The organism is Pseudomonas sp. GNP012, assembly GCF_054343835.1.
In genome coordinates, this window is record NZ_JBTGUU010000001.1 from 2,002,148 (window position 1) to 2,025,583 (window position 23,436).

11 protein-coding genes and 1 pseudogene are annotated in these 23,436 nt (G+C 56.3%); 4 read left to right on the forward strand and 8 right to left on the reverse strand.

Going from position 1 to position 23,436, the window contains the following annotated elements:
* Positions 1–62 precede the first annotated feature (62 nt).
* The gene (locus ACXX83_RS08980; protein WP_458548159.1) at positions 63–2,537 is read left to right on the forward strand and encodes an AICE element replication initiation protein; all 2,475 of its coding nucleotides are present in this window, start codon (positions 63–65) and stop codon (positions 2,535–2,537) included.
* Positions 2,537–2,836 (forward strand): hypothetical protein, encoded by a 300-nt coding sequence (locus ACXX83_RS08985; protein ID WP_458548160.1) that lies wholly within the window; start codon positions 2,537–2,539, stop codon positions 2,834–2,836. The genes ACXX83_RS08980 and ACXX83_RS08985 overlap by 1 nt, the downstream gene beginning before the upstream one ends.
* A gap of 51 nt (positions 2,837–2,887) precedes the next feature.
* On the opposite strand, the gene ACXX83_RS08990 is transcribed toward ACXX83_RS08985, so the two are convergent.
* Complete coding sequence (locus tag ACXX83_RS08990; protein WP_458548161.1) at positions 2,888–3,835, reverse strand: hypothetical protein; 948 nt, start codon at positions 3,833–3,835, stop codon at positions 2,888–2,890.
* A gap of 532 nt (positions 3,836–4,367) precedes the next feature.
* On the opposite strand from ACXX83_RS08990, the gene ACXX83_RS08995 reads away from it, so the two are divergent.
* Positions 4,368–5,108, forward strand: coding sequence for a GIY-YIG nuclease family protein (locus ACXX83_RS08995; protein ID WP_458548162.1), 741 nt, complete (start codon positions 4,368–4,370; stop codon positions 5,106–5,108).
* Positions 5,109–5,242: 134 nt separating this feature from the next.
* Here the strand turns inward: ACXX83_RS08995 and ACXX83_RS09000 are convergent, their stop codons facing one another.
* From ACXX83_RS09000 to ACXX83_RS09030, 7 genes and pseudogenes are all read right to left on the reverse strand, one after another.
* A complete protein-coding gene (locus tag ACXX83_RS09000; RefSeq protein WP_458548163.1) occupies positions 5,243–5,878 on the reverse strand; it encodes a DUF6988 family protein in 636 nt (211 codons plus the stop codon).
* 256 nt (positions 5,879–6,134) lie between these two features.
* Positions 6,135–7,457: a hypothetical protein gene (locus ACXX83_RS09005; RefSeq protein WP_458548164.1), complete on the reverse strand. Its 1,323-nt coding sequence runs from the start codon at positions 7,455–7,457 to the stop codon at positions 6,135–6,137.
* A 420-nt stretch (positions 7,458–7,877) separates the two neighbouring features.
* On the reverse strand, positions 7,878–8,672 hold the full coding sequence (locus ACXX83_RS09010) for a hypothetical protein (RefSeq protein ID WP_458548165.1): 795 nt from the start codon (positions 8,670–8,672) through the stop codon (positions 7,878–7,880).
* A gap of 298 nt (positions 8,673–8,970) precedes the next feature.
* Complete coding sequence (locus ACXX83_RS09015) at positions 8,971–13,224, reverse strand: hypothetical protein (protein ID WP_458548166.1); 4,254 nt, start codon at positions 13,222–13,224, stop codon at positions 8,971–8,973.
* A 169-nt stretch (positions 13,225–13,393) separates the two neighbouring features.
* Positions 13,394–13,900, reverse strand: coding sequence for a hypothetical protein (locus ACXX83_RS09020; protein ID WP_458548167.1), 507 nt, complete (start codon positions 13,898–13,900; stop codon positions 13,394–13,396).
* Between the two features lie 5 nt (positions 13,901–13,905).
* Complete coding sequence (locus ACXX83_RS09025; RefSeq protein WP_458548168.1) at positions 13,906–14,391, reverse strand: hypothetical protein; 486 nt, start codon at positions 14,389–14,391, stop codon at positions 13,906–13,908.
* Between the two features lie 940 nt (positions 14,392–15,331).
* A pseudogene (locus tag ACXX83_RS09030) lies at positions 15,332–15,587 on the reverse strand (tyrosine-type recombinase/integrase); the annotation flags it as partial.
* Between the two features lie 218 nt (positions 15,588–15,805).
* Here ACXX83_RS09030 and ACXX83_RS09035 point away from each other — a divergent pair.
* Complete coding sequence (locus ACXX83_RS09035; protein ID WP_458548169.1) at positions 15,806–23,431, forward strand: hypothetical protein; 7,626 nt, start codon at positions 15,806–15,808, stop codon at positions 23,429–23,431.
* Positions 23,432–23,436: the final 5 nt, after the last annotated feature.

The window sequence follows — 23,436 nt, forward strand, 5'->3', positions numbered from 1 at the left end:
ATTCCTTCCCGTCTCCTTCTAACTGGTCCTGGCGCAAAGCCAAGCAGCGCGGGGTATAACCCATGAAAAATCAAAACGGCGCCCATGCGCCGACGGGATCGGCTTGGCTGAAATCCATGATTGGGCCAGTAGCCCGGTACCTTTTTGGCGAGCCAAATCGCGTAATGAGCAAGCCGACCGAGCTTCGATTTGGAGCGCATGGCTCTTTATCCGTTGATCTGGAAAAGGGGGTATGGCACTCGCACGAAGACGGAAGCGGTGGTGGCGTATTGCATTTGATCGCCAAGGAAACCGGCATCACAAGTTGGGCCGAGCAAATGGGCTGGCTTGAGCAGCACGGCTTTAAAGAAAATCGGCCGGCACCATGTCCTGAAAGTCCTGATGTCCTACCGGCCAGCCGTCGCATGTCGGCTTGTTATGACTACACCGACGAGGACGGCAACGTTCTGTTTCAAGTTGTCCGCTACGAACCAAAGGACTTTCGCCAGCGCCGCCCGGACGGAAAAGGCGGCTGGGTGTGGTCGGTGAAGGGCGTGCGTCAGGTTCCCTACCGTCTGCCGCAGTTGCTGCACGCACCCTTGGATACGCCAGTGTTTGTCGTGGAAGGCGAGAAGGACGTACTGCGCCTTGAGTCGCTGGGGCTGGTCGCAACCTGCAACGCCGGCGGCGCTGGCAAGTGGCCTGATGCGCTCAACAAACCTTTCGCGCGCCGCCACGTAGTGATTCTGGCGGATAACGATGAGCCGGGACATCAGCACGCCGACAAGGTTTGTCGGGCGCTGAGTCAGGCAGAGGCACAAGTTCGCGTGCTCAGCCTTCTAGGGCTGCTACCGAAGGGTGACGTGTCCGACTGGCTGGACATGGGCGGCACCGTAGAGCAACTGCTGCAAATGGTGGACGCTCCCGGCAAACAGCAGTTCGAAGACGACGATCAGCAGCCAGTCGAGGAACAATTCGAGCCCGGTGATGATGCTGACGAAAAGCAGAGCCAGGCTTCTCTGCTGGTCAAGTTCGTGGAGCAACGCTTCGAACTGTTCCACGATCAAAACAAGGACGTCTTTGCCAAGGATCGCACGACGGGCGAAGTGCGTAATCTAGCCGCGCGCCAGTTCCGAGATGCACTGGTTGCCGGCTTTTACTCCGACAGCGGAAAGGCGCCCCGAGATCAATCGATCCGGGAGGCGCTGGGCACCCTGGCCGGCCTCGGCCGATTCCATGGAGACTGTCAGGAGGTACACCTGCGCACTTCCGGTGCCGCTGGTGATTACTTTCTCGACCTGGCTGTACCAGGCAGTAGTCGAGCGGTTCGCATCCGGCCGGGTAAGTGGGAGATCGCCGAGTCACCCGAGGCCATGTTCGTTCGACCTGAATCCATGCAGCCGATTCCGGCTCCAGTTCCAGGTGGATCGATCGAGCAACTTTGGCACGTGGCGAACATCCCGCGCGGCTCCCGTCTGCTGGCCCTGGCTTGGCTGATCGAATGCCTTCGTCCTGATACGCCTTATCCAGTGCTGGAGCTGCTGGGCGAGCAGGGGAGTGCCAAGAGCACGACACAAACAGCACTGCGCCAGCTCATTGATCCGAATTCCTGCCCATTGCGCAGTGCACCGAAGTCGTCGGAGGACCTATTTGTTTCTGCTGGTGTGTGTGCGGTAGTGAGCCTGGAGAACGTCTCGCACTTGCCTGCAGCAACTCAGGATGCCATGTGCGTATTGGCAACCGGAGGCGGCTTTGCCAAGCGCAAGCTGTACTCGGATGCCGACGAGAGTGTTATCAGCGTGAAGCGCCCCGTCGTGCTGAATGGCATATCAGCAGCAGTCACGGCGCAAGATCTGGTGGACAGAACGATCACTATCGAGACGCCGGTTATCAGTGAGCGGCTGGAAGTGACAGACCTTTGGCGGGAGTACGAAGCCGAGCGTCCGTGTCTGCTGGGGGCGCTGCTGGATATTTTCGCCAAGGCGTTGGAGTTAGCGCCGCAGATGCACATCCCCGCTGACGAGCGTCCGCGGCTGGTTGAATTCGCTCGCCTCGGTATGGCTGTCGCCGCCGCAGCAGGACATGAGCCCGAGGACTTCCTGCGCGAGTTCAACGCCAGTCGGCTGGAGAGTCTGGCTCGCACCATTGACGCTAGCCCGGTAGCTGCCGCCGTAGTGGAACTGGTCGAGGCGCGTCCGCACGGAGTGACCGCCCCGGTAAAGGAGATTCTGCGTACTCTGGAACAGTACCGTCCAACCGGCTGCGATTCGTGGCCGCGTTCCGCGAAGGGGCTAGGGGACGCCCTGCGACGTGCCGCTCCAGCTCTTCGGCAGATAGGCATCGAGTGCAAGCCCTTGGGTAAATCTGGGGGGACGGTGAAGTGGGGCATCGGGAGAAAGTTATCGAAGCAATGTCCTGCAAGTCTTGATGTCTTGCCAGACGATCACCCCGAGCAGGACATTGGGACTTGCAAGACTTCGAGTCGGCAACTATCCCCCGACGCTACCATTACTTCGCCGGACATGGCCTTCGATGAATCCGATGCGGAGGCCTTCTGATGGGAGTTATCGACTATCTCCATGATCGCGGGTTCAGTGCCAAGGTGGTGGGTACCCGCTTAATCGTCTCGCCATCCAGCAGGCTGACACAGGAGGTGCGCCGCTACATCAAGTTGCACCGTTTGGAGCTGATGGTCGAAGTGGCGGCCAACGATGGTGAAGCCCGTCGCAGTCACTGGACAGTGTTCGTGGCAGGGTACAGTCCCTACACAATGATCGGCGAGCCTATGACTCATGCCGAAGCCTTGGTTGAAGCCCGAAGCCGATGGCCTAACGCGAAGGTCGAATACCGCAGATAGCTACCGGTGAAGTGCTGTTTCATTAAACTACATGAGTTGGTTTGAAAACTTTCAGGGTTGCCCTTTTTCGAGAGAGGTCAAGACCTCACTATGGCGTTGGCTCAATCCAGCTTTATTGGAAAGGCGCACGCTCATTATTATATCCGAATATGTATGGCAGGGGCGAAGTAATGGATGCCGTCTCGATGCATAAGTCGGGTCAAAGTAGTAGTTGGATGTAACGAAGGCGGCCCCATGTTTAAGAATGAAATCGATTACTTGATAAAGTTTTTGAGTGTTTCGGGTAAGGCTTTTAAATGAGTCTGTGTAAAAGACGCGCATTAGCCCATTCTTGATATCGTTTAATTGACTGATCAACTCCTCGTCGAACATCGGGTCTATACCGCTTCGGGTGACAATCATAAACGAGCATTTGTCGTTGTGGAAGTTGTCAGGTGAAGGGGTTTCCCGGTTAGGATTGCCAGGTAACTCATAGGCTATTTCAACGGCTGAAGAGTTTGCGATATGTGCTAAGGCATACCATGCGTTTGGATACTCCGACCTTAAGGTGCTAAAAATGATACTTTCAGAGGGGGCTTTCGATGAAGTATGGAATTCACTAAGGTCAACGCTATGAAAGTACTCAACGGCTGCGCGTGTAATACTGGCCATATCTGAATCCGTTATTGGCGGTCGAGGTCTCCTTAGCTCTTGAGTTACTGGCTTATCGGTGCCCAAATCTTCGATCAAGCTGTTTCGGATCGCGACAACCACCAAAGCTCGCACGTCCAATGCGGCTTCACTAGGAGTATAAAAAGTAGCTTCCTCAATTCCACAGAGAAGCGCCGTTCGGCGAAAGGCAACGTCGTGCCAAAGGGCAAGCATTGAATACAAACGGAGACAAACATCGTTCGTGACCATAGTTCGCTGGCGAGTACTCCAGCCAAGGGCTCGGAGTTGGGGTCTGAGTACCTGCGTAACGTAGATTTCAACTAGCGTGTCGGAGATTTTTTCGGGCATAAATAATGCTCCTCATCTGAAATTATGACGCCTTGTGCTTTTAGGAAAAACACCACACGGATGGCGAGTCCGGCTGCTCAAGTTGATTCGTTAGCAACCCAAACAACAGTAGTAGATCGCCCCATTTTGTCCATTGCTTCTGGCCGGAAAGTCCGAGCAGTTTGCGCACAGCCTGCATTGAGCTTGAAAAGCATCCGATTTACGCATTGCTAAGTAAAATTTAGCCGGTTTTCTTCTACACCAAGTGCAGATTTCCAATCTCGGACGGGTTTTTTTGTAGTCGAGTCCACCGATGACTGTTTCAACAGAATCGGCCAGAAGCCGTCAGTCACTTCGAATAGAAGCTACCCTTCGATGTTAAAGGCGAGGGGCGTCGTCGGCTTATCAGTTGCGCGTTACTGCGAACTGTCATGCCGGAAATCATGGTTGCTTGCAACGACCTCCTCGTAACCCAGTAGGAGAATGGATTTGACGCTGTTGGATTCCCGTTGAGGTAGGTATAGATGGGTTGGAGTTTATTGAGGACAAATTTATGCTGACACCACAGAAGTACTGGCGAGCACCCTGCGACCTTGACGCAGAGCCTCCCCGACCGCCGACCGAGTTCATCTTACCGGAGGCTCTGGCTAGCCAGTCCTCTCCTCCTAGGGTTGGCCATGGAATCACGGTTGCAGCCTACGATGAAGGGGCGCAGACGGGATTGCTCAGATGGCTTGGCGTGGTTACTGGTGTAATTGGGGCTGCAGTAATCGTCGAGTGGAAGCCCTCCAATGCTCAAATTTGGGTAGATACGGGGTATGGCCGAAGCAAATGGAAGGTGGGAGCCTTTGGATTCGCAGACTCCAAGATTAACGGGTACGGCTTGCACGAGCTTTGGAGCGAGGCCTTTGAAGGCATGGAGCTTCGTGACCATGCACCAGTTGCCACGAAACCCACTGCCCAGAGGTCAACGAAAAACAGAGCCATTCCTCCAGAGCGACTCAACCCCATTGAAGTTATCGGAGAGCCAACGGCCGGCCCCAAAGCTGGAGTTGTCTATCTCCTTAAGTCAGCCTACGGTTACAAGGTGGGCAGAACCCGAAATGTGCCCGCTCGTATGAGAGCCTTTGGGGTTCACCTACCCATTACCTATACCATCCCTTTGTGTGCATGGTTTGAAGACTGCCATGTAGCAGAGCGGCGCTACCACGACATGTTTGTCAACAAGCGAATCAATGGCGAATGGTTTGACCTAACAGACCAAGACGTGGAAAAAATCAGAATGAGGGCCTAAAAAACCTCGCAATGCAGTGATCTGCAAGTGGGCGGGCGTCAGATGAGATCTGTGTGTTCGTTCGTGGCTGGCAGCCACCGCGTCGAAGTGATAATTGTCCGGGGTGTTTTGAGACGCTTCGGGTCCTACTGTGCCTAATGATTTTGAGAAAGAAGCGGCGGTAGGCACTCTTTGAACTTCAGTTGGATCGCTCTCATGGGTTTCGTGCAGAGCTCATTACCGGTAAGGGTCGCGGCGAGCATACCCGTCATGGTCATCAATCCGTTTGAGTTCTGCAGGGTCTGCAAGATGAGCTGGAGAGGGTAGCCCTGCCAGTGTCGGCGTAGCGGATGGATACCACTGTGGACGAATGAGTTCATAGTAGACCAAGACACGTCTTTGAACTGGGCCAGCATGGTCGAGGCCTCAACCGGCGCTTTCTTCACGATTGCATCAACCATGTCTGAAACCTGAGGGAGCTTGTTGGCAACCCGCTCGCTTTCCGCCGTCAGTGGTGCAGTGAGTTTCTGGATGGCTAGATCGGTCGCCGCGTACAGCATCCACATCGCTCGGGTGAGGGCTTCGAACTGCAAGCGTAACACCGACATGGCAGTAGTAGGGCAACCAGTCTCGAACAGAATTCGCAATGCATGAGCGTGCTCCAGAGCGACCCCACAAGCAGCTAGGCAGGCTTCGAAGCGTTTGCCTGGGTGTATCGGGACATTCTCGAGTAAGTGCAGAATTTCATCCTGAAGTTCTGCAGATTTGGTGAGCATTTCCTCAATTTTCATTTTTTTCTTCCCTGGTGTGGGATCAGATGCAAAGGGGTTGCTTTCGCCTGTAGAGCCAGAAACGATGAAGCTGTATCGATCACGCGATATTAGGCCTCTCGCGCTCACCAATCCAAGGCATCCCTCGAAAGGGAAAACTAGGCAGTTGGGTTAATGCCATGGCCCCTTAGAATCGAACCTGGACATGTAGGTGAGATTGCTTTGGGTCGACTCCGGCCAGTTGTGACCGGCAAAGTAGGCTCATTCCGGTCATTCTCTAAAACTGAGCGTAAGAATTCTCTTCATCAAGGCGACCGATATGAATTTCAACCTTGTCGCCGAGCATCGCTGAGAGTTTTTCTACGTTCATAAAGACCCGCTCTATTGGGTAATCAGATTCGTCGTCTCGCAATACGCACACGAGGTGTATTTTTGACAAGGTTTCATATTCTGGATACTGCAACCAGCTTTCTTCAAGACGTTTTAAAGTCGTACGTATCATCGGGTATAAGTGCGCGCGCCGAACCGATTTAACTTCTATCGCTATGATTTTTCCATCTTTCGACGCTATAAAATCAAATGCTTGATGTGTTGCTTTGTTAGGTATTGGTGTGACTTCATAACCGGATTTTGCATAATGCTCTGCTACTGCCTTTTCAGATAGGTAACCAATAGCTGCAGGTGACTCTGATCGATAAGAATAAATAATAAGTTCGCGATCTTCTTCGTTTATGTCTATTTCCCCCAGCTTTGCCGTTGCCCTTCCAATAACGTCCTTGATGTTGCTGGCAAGGCCTTTGATCTGTTCGTACTCGGATTTCTTTACATTACGATTGTGCGCAACTTTATTTCTTAGCTTGTAAAGCAGCTCCCACTTTTTTTCAAGGCTATGATCTTTTTCATCTACGAGCGAAGAAAAATATTTCTCCCAATTTGAGCGAGGGATATATCTAAGAATTCTCTCTTGGTCTTCTTCGTTGAATTTGGTTTTTGGTAGCAGTCTGTCGAGTTCCTCAAGCGAAATATCTCGCTTCTTCTCAAAAAGAACTTGACTTAAATGAATGAAGTCCAATTTGTGGAGATCATTGAGGTATGGGTCTTCGTCTTCAAATTTTTCGATTTTTTTAAATAGCTCCGGATTGATCGCATCCTTAGACCAATTCATGCCAACCGTAACTAGCATGAACTTGGCTATCAAGCGCCGCATTAGATTTTCAATTTCATTGATAATTGGGTATGCCTTTTCTGCATATATTCGCCCAACACCATCCCAAAGTGTATTTACCGCGGTAGCTCCTGGGGAAATCCGCTCGACAATGGTTTTTAGTCTTTCTGACAACTCTGAAAATTCATCGATTTGAGTTTGCTGGTCGCATTCAAGTACAAGTAAGAAGTATCTTTCGTTGTTGGACTTTACCTTGTTCGTCTCAACACGAAATCTTGCTGAAACTTGATCTTTGCCTTTTGGTGTTTTTCTGAAATTTATCTTGTTGCCTATAACCGATATCAAGGAGTCCACTTTCAAAAAGTCAATAAATGCCTTCTTGCTACTACAAAAAGCTTCGTCATCCGGTATTAGTATCAGAAATTCTGTTTTCAAGGCGATTCGTTTGCGATATAAATATTAGTTCAATTTCTGGATGAGGCACTTGTTGTTCAAAGTCCAGAGGGCCGGGTTAATGCTCAAGCTAGCCAGCTGCATCTATTTCTCTTTAGGGTTGCTTTGCTAGGCGCGAAGCAAAAAAGACATGATAACAGACAAGGCGTGGCCCCAAGCAATCTCCAGTAGATGCATTCAAAGGCTTTTTCATTATCACCGCCCAGAGACAGCTTTTGGCCGAGAACGGTCTGTTGAGAGCGGCAGTTTCGACCCAGACTCTCCCTTGAAAACGCCACCCGTTCCATACCACCAAGCCCTGACACGGGTGGTGCCGGATAAGCCCGTTTTCAACTAGGCGAGCTGAATCAGAGTCAGACCAAGATTTATGGATTAGAAGGGGTGTCTGCCCCAGCCTTGGCACTAGGAGTGCTCAAGTGACTTCACTCGAAGCACTTGAGGCGTGTAGTAATCCAGCCAAGTAGTGGTTCCGACATCTATATATGCACGCTTTCGATTTCGATGGATCTCAACACCCTTTGGTAGGTTTTTCAAAAAACGCTTAATTTCGATTGACGCATGGCCTGGCAGTACACCAGGAAGGAAAACAAGCATGAAAAATATCAAAGGCCCAAACATCACTATTCTTAGTGTAAAGCTCTTGTAGTGATTAGGGCCATAAGCAATGCGAACAAAAAATGGATTAATACGCCCAGACGCTCCTGCAACGCTCTCTAAAGGAGGGTACTCACCTTTAAGCTGACTGATATTTGTCGGGGCAGCCAATGCGGCGACTACAGCTAAATCCCTTCTGCTAGGAGGATGTGTGCCATCAAGTATATAAGGGATAAATCTCTCGAGGAGAGGGCTATGTGCTTTATCAGTACGAGATGAGTTAAAGGAGATTTTTAGAAGCCATCTAACGAGAAGGTCGTAGTCATAAGATAAATCTGCAGATAATTTGCTGTAATTATGACAAAGAAAGCCCGAAGAGGTTAAAAAGCCCTTTCCGTAAGCATCAAGTGCCGATAATTTTTTATTATTGCAATCTGCACAAACATCTTTAATTTTATGCTCGCCTCCCACCATCTTTTTCGCGACTTCGTTCCACCCGATAATAGATTCATCCAATTTCCGTTGAAAATTGTATAGAAAAGCAGGTATCACATGCTCACGAGTTGCAGTAGATTCCCTCTTACAATATGCGCACTCAGACATAAATTTCTTCTTCGTAGGACTGCCAGCGCTTCTCAGTCATGTGATCTTCTATGGGGCTGCCGCGGTACTGGCAGGCCGGGTTAGGTAGGGGGAGGAGCCAGGTAGGGCGGGATGCAACCTGCGCTGCTGGCCTCTCTGAACTTGCGGCGTGAGTTGCTCTCATACTTAATAGACTTCTGCGAATGACCGAGGAGGGGCGAAACCAGCCTGCCGTGGCCGGCAGCAGTCGACCCCACTCGGTCTATGGGCTTACCGAAATTGATGCCGGCAGCAGGCAGTCAACGTTCAAGGCGCGACTTCAGACTACACATCGGATTCCGAAGACTACAAGCTCGCTCACACCAGCCGAACTACGCTTTATCGATTCCGCTTGAGGCGCCAGATAGTCGACCAAGGCAGTGAAGGGCTGCCCAGTAGAGCCTCCTGGAATGCTCCAGGTCTTGTTGTCGAGTTGCATCAGCACCAAGATGCCTCGCGAACTGTTGTAGCCTTTGAGGTACTGCCCGACTATCTGACTTCGGAGCGTGTCCACCAGAGAATTGGCTGAGTAGCCTCGCCCAGCATCAACAGGCTTGATTTCCACGCAGATGTTGCCAGCAGGGCAACTCAGCTGAATGTCCGTTTTTTTGTCGTCGTCAACCTCTTCCTCCCGGTGGACGTCGAATCGACGGTTTTGGGTCTCGCGAAACTTGGCGGCCAACCATAGTTGCAAGGACTTTTCAGGCATGCCTGCAAAGAAAAGACTGCGTTCACTGAAAGGCCCTTCTTCGAGGTTCTTACGAATATCCTCGAGGCGAGCAATCACCTGCTCATACAGCTGCGCCTCAGTGCAAGGGGCCGACAAGAACGGCGAAGCAATGGACTTCAGTTGCTCGGGAGTCCGGTTCGCAGCTTGCGCCGCATCGAGCGAAGCATGCTCGGTAATCCGCCCCGTGACCCAGTTCCGCTCAGCCGAGTCAGTAAGGGTGGCCAACAAGGCAGCCAACGAGTCGTGCCCAATCTGCCCGCGGGTGCCAAGAAACACGTTCGGAATCGCTTCGCGAAGGCGTTTTGACGGTGTCCCCAAGAAGGGGCTGTCGCCAGCCTCGTCTGGTATGAGTATGGGCGGATGAGCGCTTAGCAGAGCATGTATACCCAGCAGCGCATCGGCAGCCTCTTGGCTCAAAGGAACTGGCAACCACTTCAGGTCTCCCACCACCTCGGCAAATGCTCTCACCTCGGCCACGACGTCACTCGCTATGCCCTGCACGTGCCCGAGGAACCATAACCAAGCTGCGGGTACGTCCTCATCCATCCAAATGCGAAGCCACGCCATTTCTCCAAGACGGCCGTTGGAGCCAATCGAAGATGTGAGCCTGCCTCGGCACAGAGTGCTGACCGTCGTCGGGGGCAGGAGGTCGTCCTCTCTCAGAGCAATGATGACCTTCTTGAGGAGCTCGCGTCGGCTGATTTGGTCGGAAGAAACCAACGGGAGCAGCGGCGCCAAAAGGCCTCGGCGAACATCTGGTGCACAGCGCAGCACCATTTCCAGGGTACCTAGCTCGCTGTTGCCCGGTGAAGCCGCTTGAGCATCGCCGATCACCCAAGGCGTGAGCGCTGCTTCCACGACAGCCCGGTGCGAGCGAGCGAGAGCGTCAAACCAGATTGGCGGACTGTGCAGCTCCCACACGGCAAGCTGCGCAGCCTTGGCGGCATTTGTCGTCGACAGATCAGAAATCGAATTGGCGTCGCGAAGCGACCTACTCAGTCCTGCAAGTGCTATGAGAGCAGTCCAAGGGACATTCCCACCGGTATAGTCGGAGGGGACAGGCGGGGTTACGGTAGGCCAATACGCCATCAGTCCGTCTTCAAACGCCGAGCTGATTTCGGGACTGAGGCTCATCGAAATCGCCTCGAAATCCACGTCGGAGTAGTTGCGTTGGTCCGAGCGGTTGAAGGAATAGCACAGCGGGCTTTTCAGTAAGCCCTCATGGGCACCGGCGCGAACATGGGCCAGTTCACCAAGGAGTCGTGACTTGTAGTCTTCGACGGCCTGGCTGGCCACAGCCTTCCTATTACGCTCCTGAACACTCCAGTTACGGTTTAGCTTGGCACTCTTGCGCCATCCCGCGTATTTGTCCCCGACGACGAGAGCGCGCGTTGAACATGCGCCACCCAGATCGAGCAATCTGAGCGTGTTAGCACGCTCGCGACGATTCCTTAGAGAGAACGCAACCATTACAGCAACAGCAAACCAGATTTCCCGCTCATCGGTAGGGCGAGCCGAGTCGTTCGCTCTATTCGTCAACTCAGGGAGGTCCTCTGCGTCGAAGTGCACAAGATCGTTCGAACCCCACACCAAGCGACTGACCGATATCTTGGTGTCTTCGGACTGAGCAATGGCAAGGGCGATGTTCCAACGAAGTTCCGGGTGCAATGCGATAGCTTTGCACAGTCGATTGAACACGTTGCTGTCGGTGAACACTGAATCGCGCTGAGCCTGAATCCGCTCCGCGGCTTCCATGCAAACCGTAGTGTAGGAGTCCACCATCTGCGGCAGCAATTCAAGCAGACGCTCATAGCAGTCAAGTAGGGCATAGAACAGCCAAGTCCTTACGGGCCGGTCTGACTCCGGGAGCCGAACGAATCGCCTGCGCGCTTCTGAGTGCGGCAAGGAGATAATGACCGCCCTAAGGAGCATTACCGCTGCGGGTAGGTCAGCTGCTGGCAGGAGTTCCGTCTTGAGTACTCTTGTCATCGGCCCCGAACCGAACTCTGCCTCTTCGTGGGTGCAGCCAAAGATAACTGACAATTCGACTTCAGTGAGGTTCCTCCATTCCGTAACAGGCAGGGCGGGCGCGATGAGTTCGTTTGTGCCCAGCAGACCAGACTTCAAGTCGGCCAGCACCTCTTGCCGCTGGTCCGCCGTTCCAACAAACTCTAGAACTCCCAGTGCGAGAGCACGCTCCCAAGTTGGTGCAGCGAGGTTCCGATAGATGGCAAACGAAACCGATGCACAGTCGGCCAGCTTTGCATGCGCCGCAATGTGAAAGCACATGCTCCTGACCTGAGGGGGCATGTTGGCATCGGCCAGTGCTCCGGCAACCTTCCCGGCACCAAGGGTGCGCCCCACACGCATGCACTCGCTGGCGCTCTTGAACCAGCTCACCTGTAGGCCGCACTTGGTGGCATCGATAAAATTCGCAAACGCCTGATCTGCCGAAATCCCGTCCCAGGCCTGGGGGTCGCCTTCGAATAGAAGGATTTCCGGGAACGCGCGCACTACCCATTCGCGAGCCGTGACGTTGATTGCCGCCAACCAGCTGAGCGACGCTCGGCGCGCAGTGATGAGCACAGGCTGGCCGAACGGACATCCTGCGAAAAGTCCCTGCAGGCGCTGTAGCGGGACGCCAAGCGTGAGCTGCCTGGCTACCCACTGGGCCGCTAGGAACTCACGAATTGAGCGGTGGTGGAACTTTACACGCCCAAAACTGGCTTCGTCGAATACGGCGGTCGCCAGTAAGCGCCGGACAGCTGTTGGAGGCCAATCGGCAAGGGCCGTGTGCGGAGCCATTTCACCCGCCGTCGGCGTAACACTGAGGTCCAAGGTAAAGAACGCACAGCCCCCGAACTCCGCAGCGGCTGCCAGTTCGATGGCCCCCGCGTGAAGTTGGTCGACTGATAGGACCTCACCCGCGGCCTCATAACTCTCGTTGAACTCCTGCAGTCGGTTGGAGATGTTCGCCTCGATGAGTTCTTGGTAATTACCAAGGCTCCTACGCTGGTTCCAAAGTCCGACCATCCACCGCAAGTCCAGCGGACGTGTCGCCATAAACTCGTAGTCACCGTCCGCTACCGCTGTCCAGAACTGCTCCATATCCTGGAGACCAAACGAGGCAGCGCAACGTTGAGCCTCGGAGTTCGACAGTGGGTCCAGACCGACGACAAATGCCTCCTCTGACGGTGTTACGTCTATAGCAGGGAAAGCAACGGTGGGTGAATTAAGCTGGGTGAGAGGAGCTTCAGCCGCTACCTTGGTTGCAAGGGCGCGAGCAATAGGCTTTGCGAGGCGGGTGTCAACCGCTGACTGAACCTTGGGTGCCGACCAGTCCGTGACCCGCGAAGAAATGGCAATCCGCACTCTAGCCAAGCTCGAGCCGAGCGCTCGTTGAACGACCGTGAGCGCCTTCTCGAAGTCAGCATGCGACTTGAGGCGCGCCTCGTCGACTGCATCGAGGAAGAAGAAGCCGAGCTCATCGGATGCAGCCCAAGCATCGAACTCGGCGTCATGTCCGGTCAGCACAAGTTGCCAGGACTCGGCGTCAGAAAGCTGATTCAGCGGAATAAAGAACGCTGCTTGACCGGCCTGCCGAAGTTTTCCGACCTCGCTCTGAAATTCGAGGGTCTTGCCGATACCTGCCTCACCAAGAACGACGACGAGCGGCTTCTCGTGAAGGTCTGCCCATGTACTGTGGCCTTGGCGTTGCTCCCAGAACTGGCTCCATTCCTGGTTATCGCTGTCGATCACGGCATTTGTGTACTTTGAAAAGGTCCGGCGCAGGTCAACAATCATTTTGTACCCATAGCTCTAGAGCGGTTGTTCACTAACAACGGATTTTGGCCAATCTCTGCCAGTCGTCACCGGAAGCCATGGGGCGTTTTCTACCGTCCGTGGCAGGCCGGAGTTGTGGCTAACGTTTGGGTTAAGGCTGCGGAGCGTCAGGGTCGCCGGCCTTGGACTACTAGTTGGATATCGGCGCTCCGAACAGGGCAGAATATATTCCCTCAACTGACTCGAAGCTTTTGAACTCGACCTTGTTGATGACTCGAATATTGGGCCGCTCCGTCTTATGGCCAGACTGGTTGCCCCTAGCGTGTTTTGCGCCCTGCATCCCCTCAACAGTAGGGAGCCTGTTTCCAGGCCTACCGCCAAAATAGAGGAATGGGCCTAACACCAAGGTTTCTTCATTGAAATATCTCCAGGCCACGCACTCCGAAGGCTTGCCTGCCAAGCTCAGGTGTATGTTCTGCGGCGCGGTTTTAGAATCAACAAATGACGCCTTCAACTGAACATGGCGCACCACCCTGCGGGCCTCTGCAACAAGGTCGTAACCTGAGTTGTCGACTTCAAGCTTAGCGACGTCAAGATCGCAAAAAACACTGCACCAGGACAGTTTGAGCAGCTCCCCGACGAAGGGATGCTCAACTAACTTCTCGCGGAATGATGAGTTCTCTGTGTGTTTGCACATGTTTTTTAAGGCGCCCAACTTTTGAGGGGTAAGGGACCGATCAAAGTCGGACTCTCTTGGACGATAGGTTGGGCCTCGGACGACATACCATGACCGATGCGCTCCCACTTTTCTTTGAAACTCTCGTGGTCATAGCTGGTTGGCTGAAGCCAGAACGACACACGGCCGTCCTTTTCGCCACGGTGGGCGAGTTCCTTCACTTCAGAAGGCAAGAGTATGAAAGCGGAAGGGGTTGGGGAGGTAACCTTGTTCACAATGACCCAGAAGTCACCCATGACTTTCTTAAGGGACATGCCTAGCGGAACGGGGTTGCGCTTACTTAATGCTTTGACCTGAATGGCAAGCATGCGTGTAGCGTCTTGGCTATAGGCAATGATGTCTACGCCACGAGCATTCCGAGCAGTGGGCATGACATTCCAACCCAGCAGAGAGAGGTGATAGCAGGTGTAGTAAAGGCCTGCGTTGCCGGTGAGTTGCGGGTCAAGCGCCATATGCCCAACTCCTTCTAGGCAACATTTCTGTCGAGTAACAACTCAAGGGATGTCAGATAGCATCTCTTGCCATCCGCTAAGCACGTTGCTCTTCCTGCAGTTTTCGAAGAGAAAAGCGATAGTGTTCAGTGAGAAAAGTAACATGGGAGATGACCTTGTACGAGGCCAAGCTAATGCTTTGCTGGCAAGCTGTACAGTCATAGCTGTTGGACGACAGCATTGTAAAGTTATTGCCCTAATGCAATACCTAGCAGATGTATGTCGATTCAATCTGCGGTGATTCAGAGCGCTGCCAGCTACGCTCGACAAATCGAATGGAATACCGTGCCCTCCATGCGGTTAATTCGAGACCCGCGCTGGATCACGTACAGCACGAGTTGGCTGGCCACGTAACCTAGGCCCTGGCGCTGCTCAACAGTCCCTCTAGGGGGAGGGTCAAAAGTCTGGAAGCTTCGTCTCAAAGACCGGTCCCTGTCCGTTTCAACCATTAATTCGTAGTTTCTTAGGAAAATCGCCGTCTTGGGCGAACATGAGGGAATGCCGGAAGGTGCCGCGTCAAAAGTCTACGCCTTCACATTATCGCCCCCAGCGCCCAAACTATTTTTCCGTATCTTCAAAATTCGTATTCCTAACCACCATCCTGAAACGGGTAGAGCGCTGATGATCACAAGCGCCACATGGCTGCGACGGCGAAACGGTGGGAGGACGCTGGCACGCAGGGTGACCGGCTGGAGGCGGAGAAGGCGGGAGTACTTCCCGTTTTAGGTATACGTTTAGGTATACGAATGAAGCTCAAGAGCGGGTAAACTCAGTAATTAAGCGGTATTTATGTGGTATGTTCGACCCCGGCTTCGGCACCATATATATCAAGGGTTTGCGAGCGAAAGCTGGGCAAGCCCTTGTTCGTTTCTGGTCCGCAATTATTGATCTGGTCCGCAATTCACTTTGTTGGAGAGACCTTTTTCCCCTTTCGATTGCGGATGTACTGCTCGGTCATTACGACGGTCGTATGCCCAAGTTGATCTCTGGCCTGTAAAATATCGCCGCTTGACTCCGCCTTGTCCGTACCGGCTTTGGCGCAAATCGCGCATCTGGAACTCGAATTTTGAAACCCCGGCTGCTTCTCTGGCCAGGTCAAACCTTCCCCGCAACATCGCCACCGACATTGGTGTGCCATCCTCGGTAACGAAAAGGCCAAACATTCTGGAAGAACGCCGACTGATGATTCAGTGGTGGGCCCACTATCTGGCCCACTATCTGGCCGCCTATCGGAAAATACCCATCACCCCGTGTTACTCCTGATTGAGTGTCTATGCGCTCTGTGGCGATTTGCTACCATCCATGAAAAATATAATCAGGCGTTCTTTCATAATGTTAGTCGTCCTCTAACAGCCACTTCGGAGCCGCCCTGCTCATGACCGTTTACATTTTTTCAACTGTCGCGAATACCACGCTCTCGTCGTTTAACCTCAACAACGACTCTCTCTCCTTTACAGGAGGAGCGCGAGGCTTGGTGTTGGCGGCATCCGGGGCGGACACACTGGTCACCTTTGGTGGGCAGACCGTTCGCTTGGCAGGTTTGTCGGCAGGCGCACTCAATGGCACGCACTTCATTTTCTCTGATAACTCGGTTTTTAGACAGGGTACCTCTGGAGCGGATTCCCTGACCGGGACGTTGCAGTCGGATCAACTGGATTTGCGCGCTGGAGGGAATGACTCGGTCTCAGCGGGTGCGGGGGACGACCTCATCCTTGCTGGAATCAGCCTGACCGCCGCCGATTCAATCGATGGCGGCACAGGCGTGGCCGATGAACTGCATCTTTGGGGCAACTACGCATCGATAGTCAGCTTGGGAGGCACCACGGTCAACGGCGTTGAAAAATTCGTTTTTGGCCAGGGTGGGACCGTTCGCCTGCAACTCAACAATGCTGTTTTTTCGACGGCAAACGGCCAGGTGACATTCGATGCTACAGCCCAGGGACAAACGGATGCGCTGTATCTGGACGCAAGTACGATTACCTACAGCCTGAACGCCCAAGGGGGGGCGGGCGCGGACAGCCTGATGGGCGGGGCCGCCGGGGACAGCTTATTCGGGGGAGCCGGGAGCGATAGTCTGGTGGGCGGGGGGGGCGCGGATACGCTGACGGGAGGGCTGGATGCCGACACCCTGGTTGGCGGGGCAGGCAATGACCGGTTCGTTTTCGGCCTGGGTTCGCCTCGAACCGATTCATCTCCCACCACAGTGGATACGATTGGTGACTTCGCGACAGGGGATCTCATCGATCTGCCGGGTATCAACAACATCAACGGCAAGGCCCTGGTGTTCAACAGCAGTTCACTCAGTTTCAATTACACGGGAGGAAACTCCGGCACGCAGGACTCAGTCAACGCCGGCGACGGATTTGTCGATGTCTATTGGCGAAACAATGCCGCCGCCGGCCGCCTGGAAGTCTGGGTGGATGGCAACGATGACGGGCAGTTCAGCGAGACCGACCTGCTGATTCATCTCTCCAATGCCGGAACCGGAAAAACCTCTCTCGTCTTTAGCGACTTCGCCGACAATTTTGTGGCTTGGCGCGGCACGGCCGCAGCAGATTCTTACATCGGCAACGGCGCCGACAACCAGGCCTATGCCTTGGCCGGCAATGACACCTTGAGTGGAGGTTTGGGAAACGACCAGCTTTACGGTGGCACCGGAAACGACCTTCTTAACGGGGATGCGGGGAGTGACACGCTGAACGGGGGGGCCGGGTCCGATACCTTGAATGGCGGCGATGGCGCCGACTTTCTGAATGCCGAAGGTCAGGACACCCCTACTAGCTATGCCGCGGACGCGGTGGGTACGCTGAACGTCCTCAATGGTGGGGCGGGCAATGATTCCCTCTCCGGTGGGGCGGGCAACGACCGGCTCAACGGGGATGCGGACAACGATTACCTTCTTGGGAACGATGGCAGCGACATCCTGGACGGCGGCGAGGGTGCCGACACGCTGGACGGTGGCGCGGGCAACGACTCGCTGACGGGCGGGGCGGGCAATGACATCCTGCGTGCCGGCTATTCGTTGGGGGGCGCGGGAGCCTTTACCGACACCCTGCTGGGCGGAGAGGGCGATGACTCTCTGGTGGCGAGCTATGGGAGTCGCGACAAGGCGATCATGACCGGCGGGCTAGGGGCCGACCATTTCATGTTCAATGATGGCGGCCTGCTCTACCGGCCATACAGTCCGGTGGCGACCCCGGACCTGATCACCGATTTCAATGCCGCCCAAGGGGACATCATCGACACCGGCATTACCAACGGCCTGTCTGGGAACGTGCCGGTGGTGTGGCGGGGAGCGGCCGCGGCGGGCTTCACGGCGGCGGTGGGGCAGAGCACGGCCCTGGCCGGAGCGGACCCGACGGACACGCGATTCCTGGAGTTCTGGACTGTCTACAATGCCGGGGCGAACCAGACGGTGTTGTACATGGACCGCAACCGGGATGCGGTAGTCAATTCGGACGACCTGAAGATCCTCTTCACCGGCAACGTCGCCCTCAACCCCGCCAGCTTCAGCGCCGGGACCTTCACGGTGAAGGTGGGTACCGCTGGCGCGGACACCAACACGATGCCGGCGCTTTCCTCCGGGAACGACCTGGCCTTTGGGCTCGGCGGTAACGACACCCTCGATGGGCTTGAGGGTGACGATACCGTCAGCGGCGACGCGGGCAATGACAGCCTGGTCGGCGGGTTGGGCACGGATAATCTGTATGGCGGTAGCGGCGCCGACGTCCTGTATGGCGGTGCGGGGTACGATTGGTTATATGGCGGTAGCGGCGCCGACACCCTGAACGGAGGCGACGATGCAGATTATCTCATCGCCGATGGCGCAATGGACTCAACCCAGATCTATGCCACGGACGCGGCGGGGACGCTGAACGTCCTCAATGGTGGGGCGGGCAACGACGCCCTTTCCGGTGGGGCGGGCAATGACCGGCTCAACGGGGATGCGGACGACGATCAACTTTATGGGAGCGATGGCAGCGACACCCTGGACGGCGGGGAGGGCGCCGACACGCTGGACGGTGGCGCGGGCAGCGACTCGCTGATGGGCGGGGCGGGCAATGACATCCTGCGTGCCGGCTATTCGTCGGGGGGCGCGGGAGCCTTTACCGATACCCTGCTGGGCGGAGAGGGTGATGACTCGCTGATGGCGACGGGCTATGGGAACCGCGACAAGGCGGTCATGACCGGCGGGCTGGGGGCTGACCATTTTATGTTCAACCAGGACTATGGCCTGATGAGCGCCAGTCCAGCGGCGACCCCGGACCTGATCACCGATTTCAATGCCGCCCAAGGGGACATCATCGACACCGGCATTGCCAACGGCCTGTCGGGGTACGTGCCGGTGGTGTGGCGTGGAACGGCCGCGGCGGGCTTCACGGCGGCAGTGGGGCAGAGCACGGCCCTGGCCGGAGCTGACCCGGCGGACACGCGATTCCTGGAGTTCTGGACTGCCTACAATGCCGGGACGAACCAGACGGTGTTGTACATGGACCGCAACCGGGATGCGGTGGTCGATGCGCAAGACCTGAAGATCCTCTTCACCGGCAACGTCGCCCTCAACCCCGCCAGCTTCAGCGCCGGGACCTTCACGGTGAAGGTGGGTACCGCCGGCGCGGACACCAACACGATGCCGGCGCTTTCCTCCGGCAACGACCTGGCCTTTGGGCTCGGCGGTAATGACACCCTCGATGGGCTTGAGGGTGACGATACGGTCAGCGGCGACGCGGGAAATGACAGCCTGGTCGGCGGGTTGGGCAGTGATTGGCTGTATGGCGGTAGCGGCGCCGACGTCCTGTATGGCGGTGCGGGGCGGGATTGGTTATATGGCGGTAGCGGCGCCGACACCCTGAACGGAGGCGACGATGCAGATTATCTCATCGCCGATGGCGCAATGGACTCAACCCAGATCTATGCCACGGACGCGGCGGGGACGCTGAACGTCCTCAATGGTGGGGCGGGCAACGACGCCCTTTCCGGTGGGGCGGGCAATGACCGGCTCAACGGGGATGCGGACGACGATCAACTTTATGGGAGCGATGGCAGCGACACCCTGGACGGCGGGGAGGGCGCCGACACGCTGGACGGTGGCGCGGGCAGCGACTCGCTGATGGGCGGGGCGGGCAATGACATCCTGCGTGCCGGCTATTCGTCGGGGGGCGCGGGAGCCTTTACCGATACCCTGCTGGGCGGAGAGGGTGATGACTCGCTGATGGCGACGGGCTATGGGAACCGCGACAAGGCGGTCATGACCGGCGGGCTGGGGGCTGACCATTTTATGTTCAACCAGGACTATGGCCTGATGAGCGCCAGTCCAGCGGCGACCCCGGACCTGATCACTGATTTCAATGCCGCCCAAGGGGACATCATCGACACCGGCATTGCCAACGGCCTGTCGGGGTACGTGCCGGTGGTGTGGCGTGGAACGGCCGCGGCGGGCTTCACGGCGGCAGTGGGGCAGAGCACGGCCCTGGCCGGAGCGGACCCGACGGACACGCGATTTCTGGAGTTCTGGACGGTCTACGATGCCGGGGCGAACCAGACGGTGTTGTTCATGGACCGCAACCGGGATGCGCTAGTCGATGCGCAAGACCTGAAGATCCTCTTCACCGGTAACGTCGCCCTCAACCCCGCCAGCTTCAGCGCCGGGACCTTCACGGTGAAGGTGGGTACCGCCGGCGCGGACACCAACACGCTGCCGGTGCTTTCCTCCGGGAACGACCTGGCCTTTGGGCTCGGCGGTAACGACACCCTCGATGGGCTTGATGGTGACGATACGGTCAGCGGGGATGCGGGCAATGACAGCCTGGTCGGCGGGTTGGGCAGTGATTGGCTGTATGGCGGTAGCGGCGCCGACGTCCTGTATGGCGGCGCAGGGCGAGACATGCTACACGGCGGTACCGGGGCCGATACCCTGAACGGGGGCGACGATGCGGATAATCTTATGGCCGAGGGCCAACTGGACTCGACCGGAATCTATGCCTCGGACGCCGCGGGTACGTTGAACGTCCTCAATGGTGGGGCGGGCGACGACTACCTTTCCGGTGGGGCGGGCAACGACCGGCTCAACGGGGATGCGGACAACGATCAACTTTATGGGAACGATGGCAGCGACACCCTGGACGGCGGGGATGGTGCCGACAGGCTGGACGGTGGCGCGGGCAGCGACTCACTGACGGGCGGGGCGGGCAATGACATCCTGTTTGCCGGCCTTTCGGGCGGTGTCGTGGGAGCCTTTACCGACACCCTGCTGGGCGGAGAGGGTGATGACTCGCTGATGGCGGCGGGCTATGGGAGCCGCGACAAGGCGGTCATGACCGGCGGGCTGGGGGCCGACCATTTTACCTTCAACCAGGATTACAACCTGTTAAGTGGCAACCGGTTATACAGTCCGGTGGCGACCCCGGACCTGATCACCGATTTCAATGCCGCCCAAGGGGACGTCATCGACACCGGCATTACCAACGGCTTGGGAGGGTATTTGCCGGTGGTATGGCGGGGAGCGGCCGCGGCGGGCTTTACGGCGGCGGTGGGGCAGAGCACGGCCCTGGCCGGAGCGGACCCGACGGACACGCGATTCCTGGAGTTCTGGACTGCCTACAATGCCGGGACGAACCAGACGGTGTTGTACATGGACCGCAACCGGGATGCGCTAGTCGATGCGCAAGACCTGAAGATCCTCTTCACCGGTAACGTCGCCCTCAATCCCGCCAGCTTCAGCGCCGGGACGATCCTGGCCAGGCTCGGCACGGGCGCCGCCGATACTGACGCGACCCTGGCATCCTCGCCATTGGCGGACATGCTGCTCGGCGCCCGGGGTGACGACCAACTCAATAGCGGCGCCGGCAACGATTATCTGAGTGGCAATCAAGGCAACGACACTCTGAACGGGCAGGCCGGCAACGATACCGTCCTGGGGGGAAGCGGCAACGACCGTCTAACCGGTGGCGAGGGCGATGACGAACTCTGGGGAGGCAGCGGGTCGGACACGCTGGACGGCGGAAATGGTTCCGACACCCTGCATGCAGGCTACAGCGAAAACTGGGTCGGGGACGGCATTGCCGATGCGGCAGATGCGATCAATACCCTGCGCGGCGACATCGGCAATGATTCGTTGTATGGCGACAAGGGCAAGGACTTGCTGTACGGCGGCGGGGACAATGACTCTTTGTCTGGCGATGACGGCAATGACCAGCTCTATGGCGAGGGCAACAACGACACGCTATATGGTGGCCAGGGCAACGATCTGCTGAATGGCGGCACTGGGACCGATACGATGTCTGGCGATGCCGGCGACGACATTTACATCGTGGACAACGACGGCGACCGCGTAATGGAGTATTCCAACAACGGCACTGATACCGTCAATAGCTATCTGGCCAACTACACGCTGGAGGAAAATGTCGAAAACGCTCAAATCATGAGTGCGCTGGCCGCTAACCTGACCGGGAATGCGCTCAACAACGTCCTGTATGCCGGCATTGGCAACAATGTCCTGGCAGGTGGCGCGGGAATGGACACCGTTTCCTATCGGCTCGGGACTTCGGGCACCAGCGGCGTGACGGTCAACCTGGACCTCACGGGTGTTCAGGGCACGGGCACTTCCGGCAGCGACACCTTGAGCGGCATTGAGAATCTTGTCGGTTCAAATTACGCCGACAGCCTCGCCGGCAACGCCGCTGCCAACATCCTGGACGGCGGACTCGGGGCTGACACGCTGGCCGGCGGACTGGGCAACGACACCTATTACGTGGACAACGTGTCAGATGTGATCAATGAGTCTTCCGACTCGGTCAATGGCGGTTTCGACACGGTGAACTCTTTGGTTTCCCGCACGCTTGGCAACTACCAGGAAAGGCTCAACTTAACCGGTACTGCCGCAATCAACGCGACGGGTAACGACCTCAATAACACCCTGGTTGGCAACAGCGCCGCCAACGTCCTGAATGGCGGACTCGGGGCGGACACGCTGACCGGCGGACTGGGCAACGACACCTATTACGTAGACAACGTGCTGGATGTGATCAATGAATCCGCCGACGCGGTCAATGGCGGTGTCGACACGATCATCTCTTCGGTTTCCCGCACGCTTGGCAACTACCAGGAAAAGCTCACCTTATCCGGTACTGCGGCAATCAACGCGACGGGTAACGACCTCAATAACACCCTGGTTGGCAACAGCGCCGTCAACGTCCTGAATGGCGGACTCGGGGCGGACACGCTGACCGGCGGACTGGGCAACGACACCTATTACGTAGACAACGTGCTGGATGTGATCAATGAATCCGCCGACTCGGTCAATGGCGGTGTCGACACGGTGAACTCTTTGGTTTCCCGCACGCTTGGCAACTACCAGGAAAGGCTCAACTTAACCGGTACTGCGGCAATCAACGCGACGGGTAACGACCTCAATAACACCCTGGTTGGCAACAGCGCCGCCAACGTCCTGGATGGCGGACTCGGGGCTGACACGCTGTCTGGCGGGCTGGGAAACGACACCTATTACGTGGACAACGTGCTGGATGTGATCAGTGAATCTGCCGACGCGGTCAATGGCGGTGTCGACACGATCATCTCTTCGGTTTCCCGCACCCTTGGCAACTACCAGGAAAAGCTCACCTTAACCGGTACTGCGGCAATCAACGCGACGGGTAACGACCTCAATAACACCCTGGTTGGCAACAGCGCCGCCAACGTCCTGAATGGCGGACTCGGGGCTGACACGCTGTCTGGCGGACTGGGCAATGACACGTATTACGTGGACAACGTGTCGGATGTCACCTATGAGTCCTCCGACTCGGGCGGTGTCGACACGGTCATCGCCTCGGTTTCCCGCACGCTTGGAAACTATCAGGAAGCGCTCACCTTATCCGGCACTGCGGCAATCAACGGGACGGGTAACGGCCTCAATAACACCCTGGTGGGCAACAGCGCCGCTAACGTGCTGGATGGCGGATCGGGTAACGACAGTCTCTCGGGGGAGAGGGCAACGACCGCCTGATCGGT